This is a genomic window from Fictibacillus sp. 5RED26, from assembly GCF_015903895.1.
Lineage (GTDB): Bacteria > Bacillota > Bacilli > Bacillales > Fictibacillaceae > Fictibacillus > Fictibacillus phosphorivorans.
The window spans coordinates 98076-116706 of the sequence record NZ_JACZDU010000007.1 but is presented as its reverse complement, the minus strand read 5'-3'; the positions used below and the strand labels follow the sequence as shown (position 1 = coordinate 116706).

Below are 18631 nucleotides of genomic sequence, written 5' to 3'. Positions count from 1 at the left end.
AGCGATTCCAGAGATTTATGAGCGATTCCAGAGATTTATGAGCGATTCTAGAGATTTATGAGCGATTCCAGAGATTTATGAGCGATTCCAGAGATTTATGAGCGATTCCAGATAGCTTGACGCTCCCTCCACAAGAGGAATCCACAAATAATTATGCGCCAGCTACCTTCATTTGTTATACTTTTGAAGGAAATTAAAAGTGGGGGTAATGAAGATGGAACCTTCAAAGGGTCTTGAATATTTACAAAAAGGAAAGTTTGAGGAAGCTGCAAAAAGTCTGGAATCTATGATTGAGGCAGATCCAGAAAACCCAGTGCATTATATAAATTTCGGAAACCTGCTATCTGCTGTTCATGAACATGAAAAAGCGATTCAATTTTTTGATAAAGCTCTATCACTCGACGAAAATGCTGTAGCCGCATACTATGGTGCGGGTATTGCCTGCTATCATCTTGAAGAATTCTCTAAGAGTGCAAAACTGTTTCAAGAAGCCATCAAAGGTGGTCTGCAAGATAGTGACACTTACTTTATGACAGGCATGTCTTTCGTTTCACTTGGTGAACATAAGCTTGCATTTCCTTACTTAATGAGAGCAATAGAGCTCAACGATCAAGATCATGAAGCTTTGTTTCAATTCGGACTCTGTCAGGCGCGAACAGGGGATATTGAGTCTGCATCATCAACCTTTGAAAAAGTAGTTGAACGCGATGAGACACATGCCGATGCTTGGTACAATTTAGGTGTAACATATAGTTATTTTGATAAAAACACAGAAGCGCTAAACGCTTTTCAACGAGCTTTAGACATACAGCCAGATCATTATCTTGCAGGGAATGGAAAACGAAATATTGAAAGTAAAAATACTAATCATTAAAGGGGGTGCTTCATGGCACAGCAGCCTTCTTTTCATTTAGAAGATGAGTCAACTGAAATAAGAAATTATATAAAAGGGACATTGATCTCTACTGTTTATCATCAAACAGAGAGTCTCTATACAGTCGCCAGAATAAGGGTGAAAGAGACGAACGAAAATTATAATGAAAAAGAAGTCATGATAACAGGCATCCTTCCCCCGCTAAGAGAAGATGAACTTTATGTGTTTTATGGAAAATTTAAAGACCACCCGAAATACGGTAAGCAATATGAGGTTGAACTGTTTCAAAAAGAGATGCCTCAATCAAAAGAGGCCATGATTCAATATCTTTCAAGTGATCTGTTTAAAGGAATCGGAAAGAAAACAGCCGAGCATATCGTTGAGGTCATGGGAAATGATGCGATCACAAAGCTTTTAGAATCACCGGAATACATCAGTCAGATTCCAAAGCTAACAGAAGAGCAAGCTCAAAGTTTGCAGAAGTCACTCATGCAGAATCGAGGGTTAGATCAAGTGATGATGGTCGTACAACCCTATGGTATCGGGCCGCAGCTAGCGATGAAGATCTTCCAAACGTATCAAGATGATGCTGTAAAGGTCATCAAGGACGAGCCGTATCGACTGATAGAGGACGTTTCTGGAATTGGGTTTCACCGAGCTGATGAAATCGCAAAAGGAAATGGCATGCAAGTCAACCATCCAAAACGAATTCAAGCTGCCTGTCAGTTCGTGCTTCGTGATCAAGGTACAGACCTTGGGCACTCCTATCTACCGATGGACGAACTGTTAGAAGGCGTTAGAAAGCTTTTAGCCGATGGAAAGAATACGGTTGATGAGATGAGTATTTTTCGAGAGATTCAAGATATGGAGACAGAGCAGCGATTGATCGTAAAAGAGAAAGTTGTATATTTGCCGTCTCTCTATTTTGCAGAGCGTGGATTTGCTCAAAAGATGAACCAATTATTACATAGTCAGAAAAACGATTATCACATTGAGGGTGCAAAATTGGAGTCTGAGCTATCAGCGCTCGAAAAAAGACTAAACATGACATATGCGAACAGTCAAAAAGAGGCGATTAAAAAGGCTTTAACGTCTTCTTTAATGGTCTTAACAGGAGGACCTGGAACAGGGAAAACGACCGTAATTAAAGGAATCGTTGAACTGTATAGTGAGATCCATGGCGTGAGTTTGAATCCTGATGATTATCGAGGAAAGAAAGAATCCTTTCCCGTTTTACTCGTTGCTCCAACAGGACGAGCGGCTAAACGTATGACAGAGTCAACAGGGATACCGGCTCACACGATCCATCGCTTGTTAGGATGGAAGGGTGGAGGGACATTCGAAAAAAATGAAGATGAACAGATCGATGGGAAATTACTGATCGTCGATGAAATGTCGATGGTGGATATATGGCTAGCACATTCTTTAGCAAAAGCTTTGCCACCACACATCCAGATCATTTTTGTTGGGGATGAAGATCAATTACCGTCCGTAGGCCCTGGTCAAGTTTTAAAAGATCTTCTGCAAGCAGAGCATGTCCCACAATCTCGGTTAGTGGATATCTATAGACAAGCAGAAGGTTCTTCCATCATTCGGTTAGCTCATGAGATGAAGAATGGAAAAGTCCCGCAAGATCTGCTCGTTCCTCAGAATGACAGACGATTCTTTGCATGTTCAGGTGAACAGGTGTTTCAGGCTATCCTTCAGGTTTGTGAAAATGCGATTAAAAAAGGATATAGCTCTAGGGATATTCAAGTGTTAGCCCCAATGTACAAAGGACCGGTCGGAATTGATCGATTAAATCTGGAGCTTCAGCGTCTGTTTAACCCAGAGAAACAAAAACAACGTCAGTTACAGGTTGCAAATGTGTTTTATCGAAAAGGCGATAAGGTGCTTCAGCTCGTCAATCAACCCGAAGATCAGGTTTTCAACGGTGATATCGGTGAAATCGTGGCCGTTATCTATGCAAGAGAAAACACAGATAAAGAAGATCAGATCGTCATCAGTTTTGATGAGATAGAGGTTACGTATAAAAGAAGTGAATTTCATCATTTTACTCACGCTTTTTGCTGTTCGATCCATAAATCGCAGGGCAGTGAGTATCCGATCGTCGTTCTACCTGTCTTAAAAAGTTACTACCGAATGTTAAAAAGGAATTTATTATATACAGCAATAACGAGAAGTAAAGAATATCTGATCCTGTGTGGAGAACAAGAAGCGTTTACTTGGGCTGTTGAACGATCCGATGAAACTGAACGGTACTCGGGTCTTAGTTCACGTCTTCAAGAGACCATACTGGAAAAAGATTTAATGAATGATTCCCTTCTAAACGAAACAAACTAGAAATGTTCGAGAGATGTAAGATGTCATCTTGTCGGACATTTCTTTTTTGTTTTTCTAAAAGTCATGATCCCTTTAAATATTGATTTCTGTATATTTTCTACAAATTCAGGACACCCTTGTAAAAGTAAATTTAAAGGAGAGAGAGCAAGTGGAATGTCCGAACTGCAGTAGAAAAGATATTGGTAAAATCGGGGTGAACCAGTATTATTGCTGGAACTGTTTTATTGAGCTTTCCATTGTTAAAGGAAGACTGTCCCTTCATCAGGTGGAAGAAGACGGCTCTCTAACATCACTCGATGATTTATTTGAAGATCAAGATCTGACTTATAGAGAAAGCACATCATAAAAGAAAACAAATCTCTGATGTCGAGGTGATCTAGCATGAGCAGGACGATGAGTTCTCTTTTCGCACTTGGTATTGGAGCGGCAACATATGCGATGAGAAATAAGAGGATGTCAAGAATGTCTAAGATGAACTATAATCTTTCAGATCTTAGTGATCTTTGGACATCACGACGTGTTAAAAAGATCCGTAAAAAGGTCGCAAAAGCCATTTATTAAAGAAAGCATACCCCGTCTCAAATAAAGACGGGGTTTTTTAAGAAAAGGGTGAAGAGATGACAAAAGACATTCGAATGAAGTGGGTTTATAGGCTTGCCCTTTCTTTATTATTGTTTTTATGTTTGTTTCTCTTGATGAAACTTTACCCTCTTTACGAGCCATTATGGAGTGCGATCAAAGGGGTCTTTCTGCCTTTTTTTCTTGCTGCTCTAATTACATATCTACTCCATCCAGTCGTGGAATACGTACATGAAAAAGGATTACCTCGCTTTGTTGCGATCTTAAGTATATACATCCTTTTCTTTGGTGGTATCGGTTTTGCTGCAGTAAAAGGGTTTCCTTATTTCATCGTACAGATGAAGCAGCTGTTAGTTAACGTACCTGTACTTGCTGAGGATTATAAGGAACTATTGTATAAAGTGGACCGTGGAACATCTGCACTTCCGTATTCGGTGCATTCTAAAATAGAAAATTATATCGTGAAAATGGAAAGCAACGCACAGGATGTATTGACCAATGCGATCTTTTCTTTAAGAAAAATTGTAGATTATTTCTTTGTTATCATCGTTGTACCTTTCTTAGTGTTTTATTTTCTAAACGATTTTGAAAAGTTGAAGAAAGCTCTCTGGTATCTGACACCAAGAAAATATCGTTATGAAGGAAAGCACTTAATAAAAGATATTGACCAATCACTTGGAGGATATATCCGAGGACAGTTATTTGTAGGTGCTATACTAGGAGCTGCAGCAATGGTTGCTTTGTGGGTGGTGGGAATGCCGTATCCGATTCTTTTAGGACTGGTGATCGCGATAACGGATATCATCCCTTACTTTGGTCCGATCTTAGGAGCGATCCCCGTCGTGTTGATCGCACTCACGATCTCTTGGAAGATGGTATGGATCACTGTTGGCATCATGCTTGTTTTGCAGTTTATTGAAGGTAACATCCTTGGTCCGTTTATCGTCGGCAAGAATCTGCACATCCATCCTGTATTTATCATTTTTTCATTATTACTTGGGGGAGAACTGGCTGGTGTACCAGGTATGATCTTGGCTGTTCCAATCTTCAGTGTGATTAAAGTCATTATCATTCATATCAGGGAACATCGACTTCAATCATCATCCGATTGACAAGTAAGAATGAATAAACGTATACTAACGCTAGAAGATCAAAAATCGCTGAAAGAGAAAAGTACGTTTCAGTCCTTCCAAAAGAGAGAAACATCCATCGGCTGAAAGATGTTTTAGGAAGAAGCGAAGCAGAAAGCTACTCTGGAGTGCAGAAGGAAAATCTGCCGTTATGCCGCGTTAAGGCTTTAATCAAGGTGATATGCTTATTTAAAAGCGTATAACCAGGGTGGTACCGCGTGAATTCAAACTCTCGTCCCTGTATTTTTTATAGGGATGGGAGTTTTTTTATTGGCTTTTTTCGTTCGAAAGTAGTTGATTTCCCCTCCAGGTTGCTCACTTTCCATAGGGCGAACGGTGAGCCTCCTGTCTAGTTATAGTGACTAGCCCGTCTCCACCTATTCACTCGTCCCATAGGAGTCTCGCACCTTGCGCTCCAATCAACTTACAAGGAAGACAAAAGACATTTAGAAGCAACATATTGTTTTTCTGTTAATGAAACGAAATCAACTACTAAAAAAACAACCAAGTTTACGAAATCAGTCTTTATATTTATCTAAAAAAGGAGAATGAAAACGATGAAAAATTTGACTTCAGCTCAAGTTAGACAGATGTTCCTTGATTTTTTCCAAGAAAAAGGCCATGGTGTAGAACCTAGCGCTTCCTTAGTACCTCATGAGGATCCTACACTTTTATGGATCAACAGTGGCGTTGCAACACTGAAAAAATATTTTGACGGCCGCGTGATTCCTGAGAACCCTCGTATCACAAACGCACAAAAATCAATCCGTACGAACGATATTGAGAATGTTGGTATCACAGCAAGGCACCATACGTTCTTTGAGATGTTAGGAAACTTCTCGATCGGTGATTATTTTAAAGTGGAAGCTATTCTTTGGGCATGGGAGTTCTTAACGAGTGAAAAATGGATCGGCTTTGATCCTGAAAAACTTTCTGTAACGATCCACCCAGAAGACGATGAAGCATTTGATATTTGGACAAAACAAGTAGGGTTACCTGAAGAGCGTATCATTCGTTTGGAAGGAAACTTCTGGGATATCGGTGAAGGGCCAAGTGGACCTAACACAGAAATCTTCTATGACCGCGGTGCAGCTTACGGCAACGATCTATCTGATCCTGAACTATATCCAGGTGGGGAGAACGACAGATATCTTGAAGTATGGAACCTGGTGTTCTCTCAGTTCAACCACAACCCGGATGGCACATATACGCCACTTCCTAAGAAGAACATCGATACAGGTATGGGACTTGAGAGAATGGTTTGTGTGATCCAAGACACGAAGACGAACTTTGAAACAGATCTATTCATGCCGATCATTAAAGAAACAGAAAAGCTTTCTGATACGTCTTATGGCTTGAGTACAGAAACCGATACTGCGTTTAAAGTAATCGCTGACCATGTACGTACGGTAAGTTTTGCGATCGGTGACAGTGCTCTACCATCAAATGAAGGAAGAGGGTATATCCTTCGACGTTTGATCCGAAGAGCGATTCGTTTTGCGAAAAAGATCAACATCAACAAGCCGTTCATGTATGAACTCGTTCCAACTGTTGCAGACATCATGGTAGACTTCTACCCGGAAGTAAAAGAAAAAGTGCCGTTTATCCAAAAAGTCATCAAGACGGAAGAAGAGCGTTTTCATGAAACGATCAACGAAGGTCTTGCTATCTTAGAAGATGTTATGGCAAAAGAAAAAGAAGAAGGAAGAAAAGTCATCTCAGGTAAAGACGCATTTAAGCTATATGATACATTTGGTTTCCCATTCGAGCTTACACAGGAGTATGCAGCTGAAAACGGAATGGATGTAGATTTAGAAGGCTTCGAAAACGAGATGAAGGCTCAACGTGAACGTGCGCGTGCAGCAAGACAAGAAGTAGACAGCATGCAAGTTCAAGGTGGAATTCTTTCTGATATCACCGTGAAAAGTGAATTCAGAGGTTATGACAGTTTAACAGGAGAAGCGAAAATTTTAGAAGTACTACAAAACGGTGAGCGAGTGGCGATGGTCGCTTCTGGAGAAGAAGCTCAAGTCATCCTAGATGTGACACCATTCTACGCTGAGAGCGGTGGACAGATCGCTGACCAAGGAACGATAAAAGGTAAAGAGCTTTTACTTAGAGTGAAGGATGTTCAAAAAGCACCTAACGGACAAAATCTTCATACCGTAGTTGTTGAAAAAGGTGCTCTTGAAAACAATATAGAAGTTTCTGTCGAGGTTGACCCTGAGATTCGTGCAAAAGTAGTAAAGAACCATACGGCTACTCACCTTCTTCACCAAGCATTAAAAGATGTGCTAGGAACGCACGTAAATCAGGCTGGATCTCTTGTACAAGAAGGTCGTTTGCGTTTTGACTTCACACATTTCGGAAGCATTTCTTCAGAAGAGCTTGAGAAGATCGAAGAGATCGTTAACGAAAAAGTATGGGGTAACATTCCTGTTGAAAAGATGGTTAAGAACATTACCGAAGCAAAAGCGATGGGTGCAATGGCACTATTCGGTGAGAAATACGGTGAAACGGTACGCGTTGTAAAAGTAGGAGACTATAGTCTTGAGCTTTGCGGTGGGTGTCATGTTAATAACACTTCAGAGATCGGTTTGTTTAAGATCGTATCAGAGTCTGGTATCGGTGCAGGAACACGTCGTATTGAAGCTGTTACAGGTGAGAACGCGTACCGCTTGATGAACGGCCAAGTCCAGCTATTAAAAGACACGGCAGCTAAGTTGAAAACAAATCTTAAGGACGTGCCACAGCGTATAGACGCATTAAACGAACAAATTCGTGAGTTGCAAAAAGAGAAAGAATCTCTTGCAGCTAAGATTGGAAACATGGAAGCAGGTAGCCTTGTTGATGAGGTTCAAACGATCAACGGAGTTTCTGTTATCGCTAAAAAAGTGAACGGTATGGATATGAATGGTTTGCGTTCGATCGTAGATGACTTAAAGAATAAACTACAAAGTGGAGTTGTTATTCTTGGTGCGGAAAACGGTGGTAAAGTAAATATCGTAGCGGGAGTAACAAAAGATTTAGTGACAAAAGGTTATCATGCAGGTAACCTAGTAAAAGAAGTGGCTGTCCGTTGCGGCGGAGGCGGTGGTGGCCGTCCTGATATGGCTCAAGCTGGAGGTAAAGATCCCGAAAAGCTGCAAGAAGGTATAGATTCTGCAGTTGAATTGATCAAAACCGTTTCCTAAGCTTTCATCTTTCATGTACAATAGAGACAAGAACTAATTTGTCCCTTAAGGGAGATCTTCAGAAAGAGGTGTTCGCCAGTGAGTTCAATGGACAAAACGATGAAGTTTAACTTCAACGAAGAAGATGCTTATAAGACGAATGTAGAAACTGTCCTGTTTTCTGTTTATGACGCCCTGCAGGATAAAGGATACAACCCTATCAATCAGATTGTAGGTTATTTGCTTTCAGGGGATCCGGCTTATATTCCTCGTCATAATGATGCGAGAAGCATGATTAGAAAACTGGAGCGAGATGAGCTTATTGAGGAGCTTGTAAAATCATATCTATCCACTCAAAAAGAAGGAAGTCGTTAATTTGACAAAAACACTCGGACTGGATGTTGGAACGAAGACAATAGGTGTTGCCGTCTCAGATGCATTGGGATGGACAGCACAAGGAGTCGAAACGATCCGACGCCGTCCTAACAAGCCCCAAGAAGACTATGCAAGGATCCAAGAGCTGATTCAGTTGCATGATATCAGTAAGATCGTAGTAGGTCTTCCAAAGAACATGAATGGTACGATCGGTCCCAGCGGAGAAGCTTGTCAAAACTTTGCAAAAGATATTGAAAGTCTGACAGGTCTTTCGGTTATCCTATGGGATGAGAGGCTGACCACCATGGCAGCTGAAAGAACATTGATTTCAGCTGACGTGAGCCGAAAGAAACGAAAACAGGTGATCGATAAGCTAGCAGCTTCGATCATTCTGCAAGGTTATTTGGACAGCCAACAATAAGAAAAGTAGAGGTGAGCCAATTATGGCAAAAGAAGAACGCGAACGCATCGTTATTCCAGACGAGAATGGAGACGAAAATCTATTTGAAGTTTTATTCAAATTTGATGTGGATCAAACTGGAAAATCATACATGGTGACTATTCCTGTAGCTGATTCAGAAGATGATGATACGGATGAAGTAGAAGTTTTCCCTTTCCGTTATGAAGAAAATGGAGAAGAAGATGATCTTGCTCTATTCCCACTTGAGTCAGATGAAGAATGGGACATGATTGAAGAAATGTTAAACACATTTCAAGATGACGAGTACGAAACAGAACAATAGATGAAACAAAACGGAAGTTGGTTTTCTAACCAACTTCTTTTTTTATTCCATTTTACGGCCAATCTCGACAATTTCTGCTAGTAAACGTATAATTAAACAGGTGGAAAGGGGGAAATAACATGTTACATCTCCAGTCATCTGGGAATTACATAAATGAAAATAAAAGTAAAAAGCGTACCAAAACGATAGTTCTATCCATTTTGTTTCTAATTGTTGCTCTAATCATCGCTGTGGCTATAGGTGCATATTATTATTACAATAAAAATATTGGACCGGTCGATTCAGCTAATAATGAAAAAATTACGGTGGAAATTCCAATTGGTTCTTCCTCTTCAAAAATAGGACAAGAGCTTGAAAAAAAAGGGTTGATCAACAACGGTGATTTCTTCAGACTCTACACAAGAGTTAAAGGAGAAGGCAACTTTCAAGCGGGCATTTACGAACTAACTCCTTCCATGAACCTTTCTGAAATTATTTCAGCACTTAAAGACGGAAAGATGTTTAAGAAGCCAGCTCTAACACTTACGATTCCTGAAGGATATAATGTTCCACAGATCGCAAAATTAATCAGTCAGAAAACGGGTTATAGTGAAGCAGATATTATCAAAAAAATGACGGATAAATCTTATCTGAAACAGCTGCAAGAAAAGTACCCTATCTTACCTGATGATTTGATGAAGGAGGGACTTTATTACCCTCTAGAAGGATTTTTGTTTCCTGCAACTTATGATTTTGATGTAAAAAAACCGGAGCTAACAGATGTGATTGATAAGATGGTCGAACAATCTTCTGTTGTTTTAACTAAACATGAAACAGAAATAAAGAATAGCCGTTATTCCCTTTTTCAAATCATTACGTTGTCCTCTCTTATAGAAGAAGAATCTCAGCGTGAAGAGGATCGAAAAAAAATTGCAGGTGTTTTTTATAATCGCTTAAGTAAAGATATGAAACTAGACTCCGATCCAACTGTTAAATACGCAAGAAAGAATTTTGATGTGCAAGTCTTATACGAACATTTAAAGTATGATTCAAAGTACAATACGTATCTTTATAAAGGTATTCCGATCGGACCTATCACTTCACCTGGTGAAAAAGCGATTGAAGCTGCATTGAAACCTGTTAAGATGGAGGAGCTGTTCTTTTATGCAAGACCCAACGGCGAAGTCATCTATACAAAAACATTAAGCGAACATAATGCTATATATAAAAAATACAGAGACGAATGGAAGGTTTGGCAAGAAAAAGACAATAATTAAGCATGTTTCTGAGGATACTAGTAGGTATTCTCTTTTTTTATGCTGTACGATCCACATGCTAAGAAAGCCTATGAAGAGTGTACGATCTTTAATTCCATAGAAAACACTCATAAAGAAATAGGACTCTCGCCTTCAAATAAAGATTATGTTACAATATACCGGTTAGTGTGAAGGAGGCGTGTTACTTTGGTCTCAAAAGAATTGAACCAATATATCGAAAAAATTATTCCAACGCGCTCTGAACAAGTACTAAAAATGGAGCAATACGCGAAAGAGCATAATGTGCCGATCATGGATCTAACAGGTATGGAGACGCTTTTGTCTTATGTTAGATTAAAAAAACCGAAACGTATATTAGAAGTAGGAACAGCGATTGGATATTCCGCCATCCGAATGGCTCTTGCATGTGAGAATGCTGAAGTTATTAGTATTGAAAGAGATGAAGAACGGTACAATATAGCAAAAGATAATGTCAGATCCTTTCATCTAGAGAGCAGAATTACCTTGTTATTTGGAGATGCGAATGAATTGCAGAGCCAAGTAGAAAACTATGCCCCATATGACTTTATTTTTATAGATGCAGCAAAAGGACAATATCAAAACTTTTTTGATCATTATTCCTCCATGCTGTCTCCTGATGGCATCATCGTCACAGATAATGTTCTCTTTAGAGGGTATGTCGCTGATGAAAGCGGCTTAGAGAGTAGAAGACTTCGTTCTCTAGTAAAAAAAATTAGAAGTTTTAACGAATACATGATGCAGCATCCTGACTATCAGTCTTCAATCTTACCGGTTGGAGATGGAATGATGGTGAGTATTAGAAATTCTTAATGGGACATGCAGTTTGGAGGAGTAATCAAAATGGCACAAAAACCAATAGTAATTGGGGTTGCAGGTGGATCTGGATCAGGTAAGACGACGGTAGCGAAAGAAATTTACAGGCAGTTTGCTAACCAATCCATCTTAATCATAGAGCAAGATGCGTATTACAGAGATCAATCAGAAAAATCGATGGAAGAACGATTGGATACGAACTATGATCATCCTCTTGCTTTCGATAATGATCTGTTAATCCAGCACATTTCTTCACTTCTAAAATACGATTCCATCGAAAAACCAGTGTACGACTATACAGCACATACAAGAAGTGATAAAATTATCCCAGTTGATGCTAAAGATGTCATTATACTGGAAGGTATTTTGATCCTTGAAGACGAACGACTACGTGATTTGATGGACATCAAGCTGTTTGTAGACACGGATGCAGATGTTCGTATTATTAGAAGGATGGTTCGAGATATCCGAGACCGTGGAAGAACACTTGAATCTGTTATCGATCAATATACTGCAGTGGTTCGGCCGATGCATAATCAATTCATAGAGCCAACGAAACGATATGCGGATATCATTATCCCAGAAGGCGGTCAGAATCTTGTAGCGATCGACTTAATGGTAACAAAGATTAAGACGATATTGGAAGACAAAGCATTATTGAAAAAATGAGGAACATCATCCTCATTTTTTCGGTATACAGTGACAAATTTCAGCTTTAAGCCATTTGGCAATCAACTAATGACCCATATTTTATACATACCCTAGCCGAATTATCATATAACGTAACAAGGGTACTGATTATTTAAGGAGTGAAAAAACAATGGCAGACGAGAAAAAACACTATATGACCTTAGAAGGTAAAGAGAAGTTAGAGAACGAACTAGAGTTTCTAAAAACAGAACGAAGAAAAGAAGTTGTTGAACGAATTAAAGTAGCTCGCAGTTTCGGAGACCTTTCTGAGAACTCTGAGTATGATGCAGCAAAGGACGAGCAGGCATTTGTAGAAGCTCGTATCGTTCAATTAGAAAAAATGATTCGTGATTCTGTTATTATTGAAGATAATAAAGACCAATCTGATAACGTTTCCATCGGGAAAACAGTTAAGTTTAAAGAGCTTCCAGACGGTGACGAAGAAACTTACATCATCGTAGGTAGTGCAGAAGCGGATCCGTTTGAAGGGAAAATTTCTAACGATTCTCCGATGGCAAAAAGTCTTCTAGGTAAAAAACCGGGAGATAAGGTTTCTGTTCAAACACCTGGTGGAGAAATCAGCGTTGTTATATTAGAAGTAAAATAAACGTTTCAACCTATTGGAAGACTTGCAGTAATATGCAAGTCTTCTTTTTTTGCAGCCGTTTAGGATCAAAACGACTGGGTGAGAATAGGTGTAAGGTGGTGAGTGTGTGTTATCGAAGAAAAGAACGATGGTAGTGGCACTTTTTTTCCTATTCCTTATCCTTTTTCTCACATATCGGTTAGCTGATATACAGCTGATTTCGACTACTTCCTTTTCCAAGAATAAAGTGAATCTCATACAAGAAAGTGTTGATCAGCGTACACACCGTTTTACGATCAACGATGGAAGAGGTTATTTTCTTGATCGAAATGGTGAGCTGCTCTCAACAGATGTAACAGCTCAGGTCATCGTCTTTCCTAATCTTTACTCAAGTAAATGGCCGATTGATTCTATTGCTGGCATACTGGATATACCAACAAGTAACTTTACAAAAAAAATCAGGGATCTAAAGAAACCATCTGCACTCTCTCTTTCAGAAGAAATCAGTATAGAGCAGATGAATGAGATTAATAAACTAGAGGTTCCTGGACTCTACGCTCAGCTTGTTACAAAACGAAATCCAACTCCTTTCGCAAATCATATCATTGGAGCGGTTGGACAAGATCCGGACCTGATCAAAAGAAAGTATGAAGATAAACTAAAAAAAGGCACGGTTACGATAAGCACAAAAACAGGTAAGAACGGCATGCAATATACGTTTGATCCTTTTTTAATTTCGGAAGGAGAAACAGAATATATCTATCATGTGGATCGTCAAGGACATCCGTTGTTTGGACTTGATGTTAAATTCCGTTCGCAATCGAACCCCCTATATCCTCTTCACGTAAAAACGACGCTAGATAAGAAGATGCAGGAAACGGTAGAAAAAGCACTTGATATTCATGGTGTTGAAGAAGGCGGAGCTGTTTTGCTTGATATTGAAACCAATGAACTGTTGGCGATGTCAAGCAGACCCTTATTCTCAAGTAAGACTATCTATAAACATGTAGATCATATGACATCTCAACAAATCCCTGGTTCTGTATTTAAAATTGTGACAGCAGCAGCTGCTATTGAAGAGAATAAGCTGCAAAACGGTAAGATGTATGATTGTAACCTTAACATCTACGGTAAGAGAGATGAAAGGCAGCTAGGTTTGTTAAATATTGAAGACAGCTTTACCCAGAGCTGCAATAGAACGTTTGGAGATCTAGCGAATGAATTGCAAAAAACAGATTCAGACTATATGAAAAAATATGCAGAAAAGTTAGGTCTACTTACGCAAAATGGATGGCAAGGTGAAGTCTATCATCTAGAAGCATTCTCACATTTCTATAAAGAAGAAGCGGGTCAGATCTACAACTCGAAAAAGAAAGTATCTGACTACGAAAGTACTTTGGCGGTATCACAAACTGCCATCGGTCAGCTTGATGTTAAGATCACACCGCTTGCTGTGGCAAATATGATGGCAACGATTGCTAGGGGCGGGGTCAGTTATGAAGTAAAGGCAGCTAAAAGTGTCAATTTTGCTAATGGTACCGAACTGATTAAGTTTGAAGAACACAAGAAAGAAGATGAAAAGTTATCTCCTTATACGATTATGAGACTTCAATCCTTACTGTTAAACGTAGTTAAGAACGAAAAAGGTACAGCACACGCTTTACAGGCACTGCCCTTTCAAGTTGCAGGAAAATCCGGAACCGCCCAAAAAGGAGACGATAAACGGTATAACAATAAATGGTTTGCAGGATACTTTCCGGCGGGTCAACCCCGTTTTGCTCTTGTTATTGTAGATTTAAAACACGATACCGTTAATCGCACGATTCCTGTATTTAGGGACATCGCAACTGAAATTATGGAAAAATCAAATTGATGGAAGAGATAATCAAAAAAGAGTAATAGGAAATAGTGTTCCTACACCTCCTCCTCGTGGTAAAATAAAAAAAGTATTTTACTGAGGAGGATATTATGAAACGAAACCAACGTTATGAATCAAGACTAGAAAAACGAAAACAAAATCGTTTTTTAAACATAGCAATCGGGTTAGTTGTTTTGCTGATTGTTGTTGTTGCATTTAATCTTTTCTCAGGCGATGATAACGAAACAGCTTCCACGAACAAATCTAATTCTGAAGAAACAACTGAAAACAACGAATCCAATAACCGTTCAATTGAGATGGAAACGGATGATTCAAAGTCAAAAGCTAATGATGAGGATTCTGAGTCTCAGGATAAAGAAGAATCAGCTGAAGATAAAGACAAAGCAGATGAAGAAGCAACAGAAGAAGAAAAGACAGAATCAGAAACGCCTGAAGGTGGAGGTCCTGAGGGTCCATGGCAACCAATCGGAACTTCACAAACAGAACCTCATACAAAGACGTATGATGATGGTTCACAAGACTGGAACGAGATGGTCCAAGCCCTTTCTTATGCGACCAGCATTCCACAAGATAAGATGACCATTTTTTGGTTAGGAAATGGTGGAGGTCCTGATCTTTCAAAAGGTACCGTACAATCGAAAGCCGATGGTAAAAAATATGATGTTATGCTTCAATGGATTCCTGAAAAAGGATGGCAGCCAACGAGTGTAACTCCAGTTCAATAAAACGAAGAAAAGCAACCTGTTAATATTACAGGTTGTTTTTTTGTTTAACACTCTTTTCAAAATGATTGTTGCTTTGAACTCCTTGTCACCTTTGACAATTGATTGGAGTGCAAGGTGCGTGCTTACCACCTGAAATACATCTACCATGGCATGCGACGAGGGAGCTTACTCCGCTAGCATTTAACTTGTAGACGCAAGAGCAAGGAGCATAAAGGCAAGCAGTTTGAAATGTGGAAAGCGAGCTGCTTTCTGGAAATATAAAGAGAATGCGGGATCGAAATGAGAAGGCCCTGTCACTTTGGGTGGCAGTGTCTTTTTGGAGTGTACAAGTTATGAGTTGAAATTTATTTTTATATGATTAAGGGCAAATTTTATGTGATAACCTAAAATTTTTATGTGATGCCTGCTCTTTTTTATGTGATGTTACTCCATTTTTATAGGATGGTGTATTTTTAGCAGCAGGCCGACCACCATGACTTCCATTTTCCATGCACAAAAGCCAGCTGCAGAGAGCTGGCCATCACCTAACTCCATTCGTAAAGTCGAGATATATCTGTAATTTTTGCCAATAGAAAAAGATTTTTCATTTGAAAATTTTTAGTAATTATGATAATTTGGAACCTGTAAGATTTTAATTCATAGTATATTGATAGGAATTATATAAATTAAAAGGTGAGTGTGAAAAATGGGACGAGAATTTATTGATCTGTTTGATGAGTGGTCTTCCTCTTATGACGAAACGGTTTCAGGAAATGATCAGGAATATAAGGAAGTTTTTCATAAATATGATGAAATATTAGAAACGGTTGTTCAACGTTCAGGAAATGTTGTCTTGGAGTTCGGAGTTGGAACAGGCAACTTAAGCGAGAAATTACTTAAAAGCGGTAAACAAGTGATTGGCATTGAGCCGTCAAAAGGGATGCGTGAAAAAGCGTCCGACCGTCATCCAGATCTAACACTATATGATGGTGACTTTTTATCTTTTCCAAAACTCGATCAAGAGATTGATACTATCGTAAGCACTTATGCGTTCCACCACCTAACAGATGAAGAAAAGGATATTGCAATCGGACAGTATAGCCAGCTGCTTAAAAAGAATGGTAAAATTGTGTTTGCAGATACCGCTTATCTTCACGAAGATGATAAAAAAGAGCGTCATGAAAAAGTAAGATCTCAAGGGTTTCTTAACTTGTTAAAAGATTTGCAGACTGAGTATTATACAACCCTCGGAGTACTAGAAGATCTATTTAAGAAACATGACTTTGAGGTTTCGTTCAAAAAACTTAATGAATATGTCTGGCTGATGGAAGCGGTAAAAAAATAGACATTGGAGAATATTATGAAGCGAATTGGAATTATCGGTGCAATGGAAGAAGAAGTTGTTCTGTTGAGAGAGCAATTAGAAGATCTAGAAGAAAATAAGCTAGCAGGTTGTGAATTCTACAAAGGCTTACTCGGTGGTCAAGAAGTCGTGTTATTAAAATCAGGAATCGGAAAAGTAAACGCAGCGATCGGTACTACGTTAATGATCCAGCTTTATGGACCGGACGCTATTTTGAACACGGGATCGGCTGGTGGGTTCCATTCAGATCTAAACGTCGGTGATGTAGTCATCTCAACTGATGTGCGCCATCATGATGTGGATGCAACGATCTTTGGTTATGAGCACGGTCAAGTACCACAGATGCCTCCGAACTACCTTCCTGACGAAAAACTTGTGAATGCAGCTGAGAGAGCTGGAGCGAGAGTAGAAAACATACAAGTTGCAAAAGGTTTGATCGCTTCAGGAGATTCGTTTATGAGTGACCATGCTAGGGTAGAAGATATCAGAGGCAAGTTTCCTGCTCTATTTGCAGCTGAGATGGAAGCCGCAGCTATCGCTCAAACGTGTTATCAATTCAACATTCCTTTTGTGATCATCCGCTCTTTATCAGATATTGCAGGAAAAGATGCACGTGTTTCTTATGACCAATTCTTACAAACAGCATCTAAGAACTCGGCAGAATTAGTACAAAAAATCGTAGAGGAGCTGAAATCATTATGACAAAGAAAATGAATGTAGAAAGCTTTAACCTTGATCATACAAAAGTAGTCGCGCCATATATCCGTTTAGCAGGTACGACAACAGGTGCTAACGGAGATATTATCCATAAGTATGACATCCGTTTTTGTCAGCCGAACAAAGATCATATGCCGATGGAAGGACTTCATTCCATTGAACATTTGATGGCAGAAAACATTCGAAATCACCATTCTACTGTAGTGGATATCAGCCCTATGGGTTGTCAGACTGGTTTTTATCTATCTGTGATCAACCATGATAACTATGATGAGATCTTAGATGTTCTAGAAAAGACGTTGCACGATGTATTAGAAGCTACTGAAGTACCTGCATGTAATGAAGTACAATGTGGCTGGGCAGCTAACCATAGTCTTGAAGGTGCGAAAGAGATCGCGCGCAAGATGCTTGCTAAAAAAGACGAGTGGCATATTGTTTTCGGAGAATAGAGGACGATTTCAATGAAATATTTTAAAAACGTGCATGAGATGATCGGTAATACACCTCTTATGGAGATCACTCAGTTTTCACTTCCAGAAGGTGTTCGTTTATTTGCAAAGCTGGAGTTCATGAATCCTGGCGGAAGTGTGAAAGATCGGTTAGGTTTGGAGCTGTTAGATGCAGCCCTAGCTAAAGGTGATCTTGTGCAAGGTGGAACGATCATCGAGCCTACAGCAGGAAATACTGGGATCGGTCTAGCTCTTGCTGCGATTAATAAAGGTATAAACGTAATCTTTGTTATTCCAGAAAAATTTAGTATCGAAAAACAAGAGCTTATGAAAGCATTGGGTGCGACTATCGTTCATACTCCTACTGCCGATGGAATAAAAGGAGCGATAAAAAGAACAAAGGAATTGCTGAATGAGATTCCGAATTCTTTTTCTCCTTCTCAATTTTCTAATCCGGATAACCCAAACACTTACTACAAAACATTAGGTCCAGAAATCTGGGATGCGCTTGATGGTCATGTAGATGTTTTTGTAGCCGGGGCGGGTACAGGTGGTACGTTCATGGGTACAGCTCGCTATTTAAAAGAAAAGAACGAAAACGTGAAGACGGTTATAGTTGAACCTGAAGGCTCTATTCTTAATGGTGGAGAATCCGGACCTCATAAGACAGAAGGTATCGGTATGGAATTTCTGCCCGACTATATGGACCCATCCTATTTCAAAAGCATCCATACAGTCATGGATGTTGATGCGTTCCAAAGAGTCGCTGAACTAGCTAAAAAAGAAGGTCTTCTTGTCGGAAGTTCTTCAGGAGCAGCGTTACACGCAGCCCTCATTGAAGCACAAACAGCACAACGGGGACAAAATATTGTCACGATATTTGCTGACAGCTCAGAGCGATATTTAAGCAAGAAAATTTATGAAGGAGGCATCTGA

General features: G+C 39.5%; 19 protein-coding genes and 1 other annotated feature. All 19 genes read left to right on the top strand.

What is annotated here, in order from left to right; all coding sequences use genetic code 11:
• Nucleotides 1-214 precede the first annotated feature (214 nt).
• The 19 genes from IHV10_RS19530 to IHV10_RS19440 all read left to right on the top strand — a co-directional run bounded on the left by IHV10_RS19530 (nucleotide 215) and on the right by IHV10_RS19440 (nucleotide 18631).
• On the top strand, nucleotides 215-874 hold the full coding sequence (locus tag IHV10_RS19530) for a tetratricopeptide repeat protein (protein WP_197133412.1): 660 nt from the start codon (nucleotides 215-217) through the stop codon (nucleotides 872-874).
• Between the two features lie 12 nt (nucleotides 875-886).
• Complete coding sequence (recD2, locus tag IHV10_RS19525) at nucleotides 887-3217, top strand: SF1B family DNA helicase RecD2 (RefSeq protein WP_197133409.1); 2331 nt, start codon at nucleotides 887-889, stop codon at nucleotides 3215-3217.
• Between the two features lie 148 nt (nucleotides 3218-3365).
• Complete coding sequence (locus tag IHV10_RS19520; protein ID WP_066240196.1) at nucleotides 3366-3563, top strand: hypothetical protein; 198 nt, start codon at nucleotides 3366-3368, stop codon at nucleotides 3561-3563.
• Nucleotides 3564-3598: 35 nt separating this feature from the next.
• A complete protein-coding gene (locus tag IHV10_RS19515; RefSeq protein WP_066396448.1) occupies nucleotides 3599-3778 on the top strand; it encodes a hypothetical protein in 180 nt (59 codons plus the stop codon).
• Nucleotides 3779-3834: 56 nt separating this feature from the next.
• The gene (locus IHV10_RS19510) at nucleotides 3835-4908 is read left to right on the top strand and encodes an AI-2E family transporter (protein WP_197133407.1); all 1074 of its coding nucleotides are present in this window, start codon (nucleotides 3835-3837) and stop codon (nucleotides 4906-4908) included.
• A gap of 39 nt (nucleotides 4909-4947) precedes the next feature.
• Nucleotides 4948-5169 (top strand) — a binding site (T-box leader).
• A 314-nt stretch (nucleotides 5170-5483) separates the two neighbouring features.
• Entirely contained in the window at nucleotides 5484-8120 is a 2637-nt protein-coding gene (gene alaS / locus IHV10_RS19505) for an alanine--tRNA ligase (protein WP_197133405.1), read from the top strand.
• 78 nt (nucleotides 8121-8198) lie between these two features.
• Entirely contained in the window at nucleotides 8199-8474 is a 276-nt protein-coding gene (locus IHV10_RS19500; RefSeq protein WP_144698881.1) for an IreB family regulatory phosphoprotein, read from the top strand.
• 1 nt (nucleotide 8475) lies between these two features.
• A complete protein-coding gene (gene ruvX, locus IHV10_RS19495; RefSeq protein ID WP_197133403.1) occupies nucleotides 8476-8895 on the top strand; it encodes a Holliday junction resolvase RuvX in 420 nt (139 codons plus the stop codon).
• Between the two features lie 22 nt (nucleotides 8896-8917).
• Entirely contained in the window at nucleotides 8918-9217 is a 300-nt protein-coding gene (locus IHV10_RS19490; RefSeq protein WP_197133401.1) for a DUF1292 domain-containing protein, read from the top strand.
• A gap of 119 nt (nucleotides 9218-9336) precedes the next feature.
• Nucleotides 9337-10473 carry an endolytic transglycosylase MltG gene (gene mltG / locus IHV10_RS19485; protein WP_197133398.1) on the top strand — a complete coding sequence of 379 codons (1137 nt, stop codon included), beginning with the start codon at nucleotides 9337-9339 and terminating at the stop codon, nucleotides 10471-10473.
• Between the two features lie 186 nt (nucleotides 10474-10659).
• Nucleotides 10660-11304 (top strand): O-methyltransferase, encoded by a 645-nt coding sequence (locus tag IHV10_RS19480; RefSeq protein WP_231618308.1) that lies wholly within the window; start codon nucleotides 10660-10662, stop codon nucleotides 11302-11304.
• A gap of 30 nt (nucleotides 11305-11334) precedes the next feature.
• A complete protein-coding gene (gene udk, locus IHV10_RS19475) occupies nucleotides 11335-11976 on the top strand; it encodes a uridine kinase (RefSeq protein WP_153237761.1) in 642 nt (213 codons plus the stop codon).
• Nucleotides 11977-12127: 151 nt separating this feature from the next.
• The gene (greA, locus tag IHV10_RS19470) at nucleotides 12128-12604 is read left to right on the top strand and encodes a transcription elongation factor GreA (RefSeq protein ID WP_144698889.1); all 477 of its coding nucleotides are present in this window, start codon (nucleotides 12128-12130) and stop codon (nucleotides 12602-12604) included.
• A gap of 106 nt (nucleotides 12605-12710) precedes the next feature.
• Entirely contained in the window at nucleotides 12711-14456 is a 1746-nt protein-coding gene (locus IHV10_RS19465; protein WP_197133395.1) for a peptidoglycan D,D-transpeptidase FtsI family protein, read from the top strand.
• Between the two features lie 95 nt (nucleotides 14457-14551).
• Entirely contained in the window at nucleotides 14552-15187 is a 636-nt protein-coding gene (locus tag IHV10_RS19460) for a YrrS family protein (RefSeq protein ID WP_197133392.1), read from the top strand.
• Nucleotides 15188-15872: 685 nt separating this feature from the next.
• On the top strand, nucleotides 15873-16511 hold the full coding sequence (locus IHV10_RS19455) for a class I SAM-dependent methyltransferase (RefSeq protein ID WP_197133389.1): 639 nt from the start codon (nucleotides 15873-15875) through the stop codon (nucleotides 16509-16511).
• A gap of 15 nt (nucleotides 16512-16526) precedes the next feature.
• Entirely contained in the window at nucleotides 16527-17231 is a 705-nt protein-coding gene (gene mtnN, locus IHV10_RS19450; protein WP_197133384.1) for a 5'-methylthioadenosine/S-adenosylhomocysteine nucleosidase, read from the top strand.
• Nucleotides 17228-17695, top strand: coding sequence for an S-ribosylhomocysteine lyase (locus tag IHV10_RS19445; protein ID WP_197133381.1), 468 nt, complete (start codon nucleotides 17228-17230; stop codon nucleotides 17693-17695). The genes mtnN and IHV10_RS19445 overlap by 4 nt, the downstream gene beginning before the upstream one ends.
• Before the next feature lie 12 nt (nucleotides 17696-17707).
• A complete protein-coding gene (locus IHV10_RS19440) occupies nucleotides 17708-18631 on the top strand; it encodes a PLP-dependent cysteine synthase family protein (RefSeq protein ID WP_197133378.1) in 924 nt (307 codons plus the stop codon).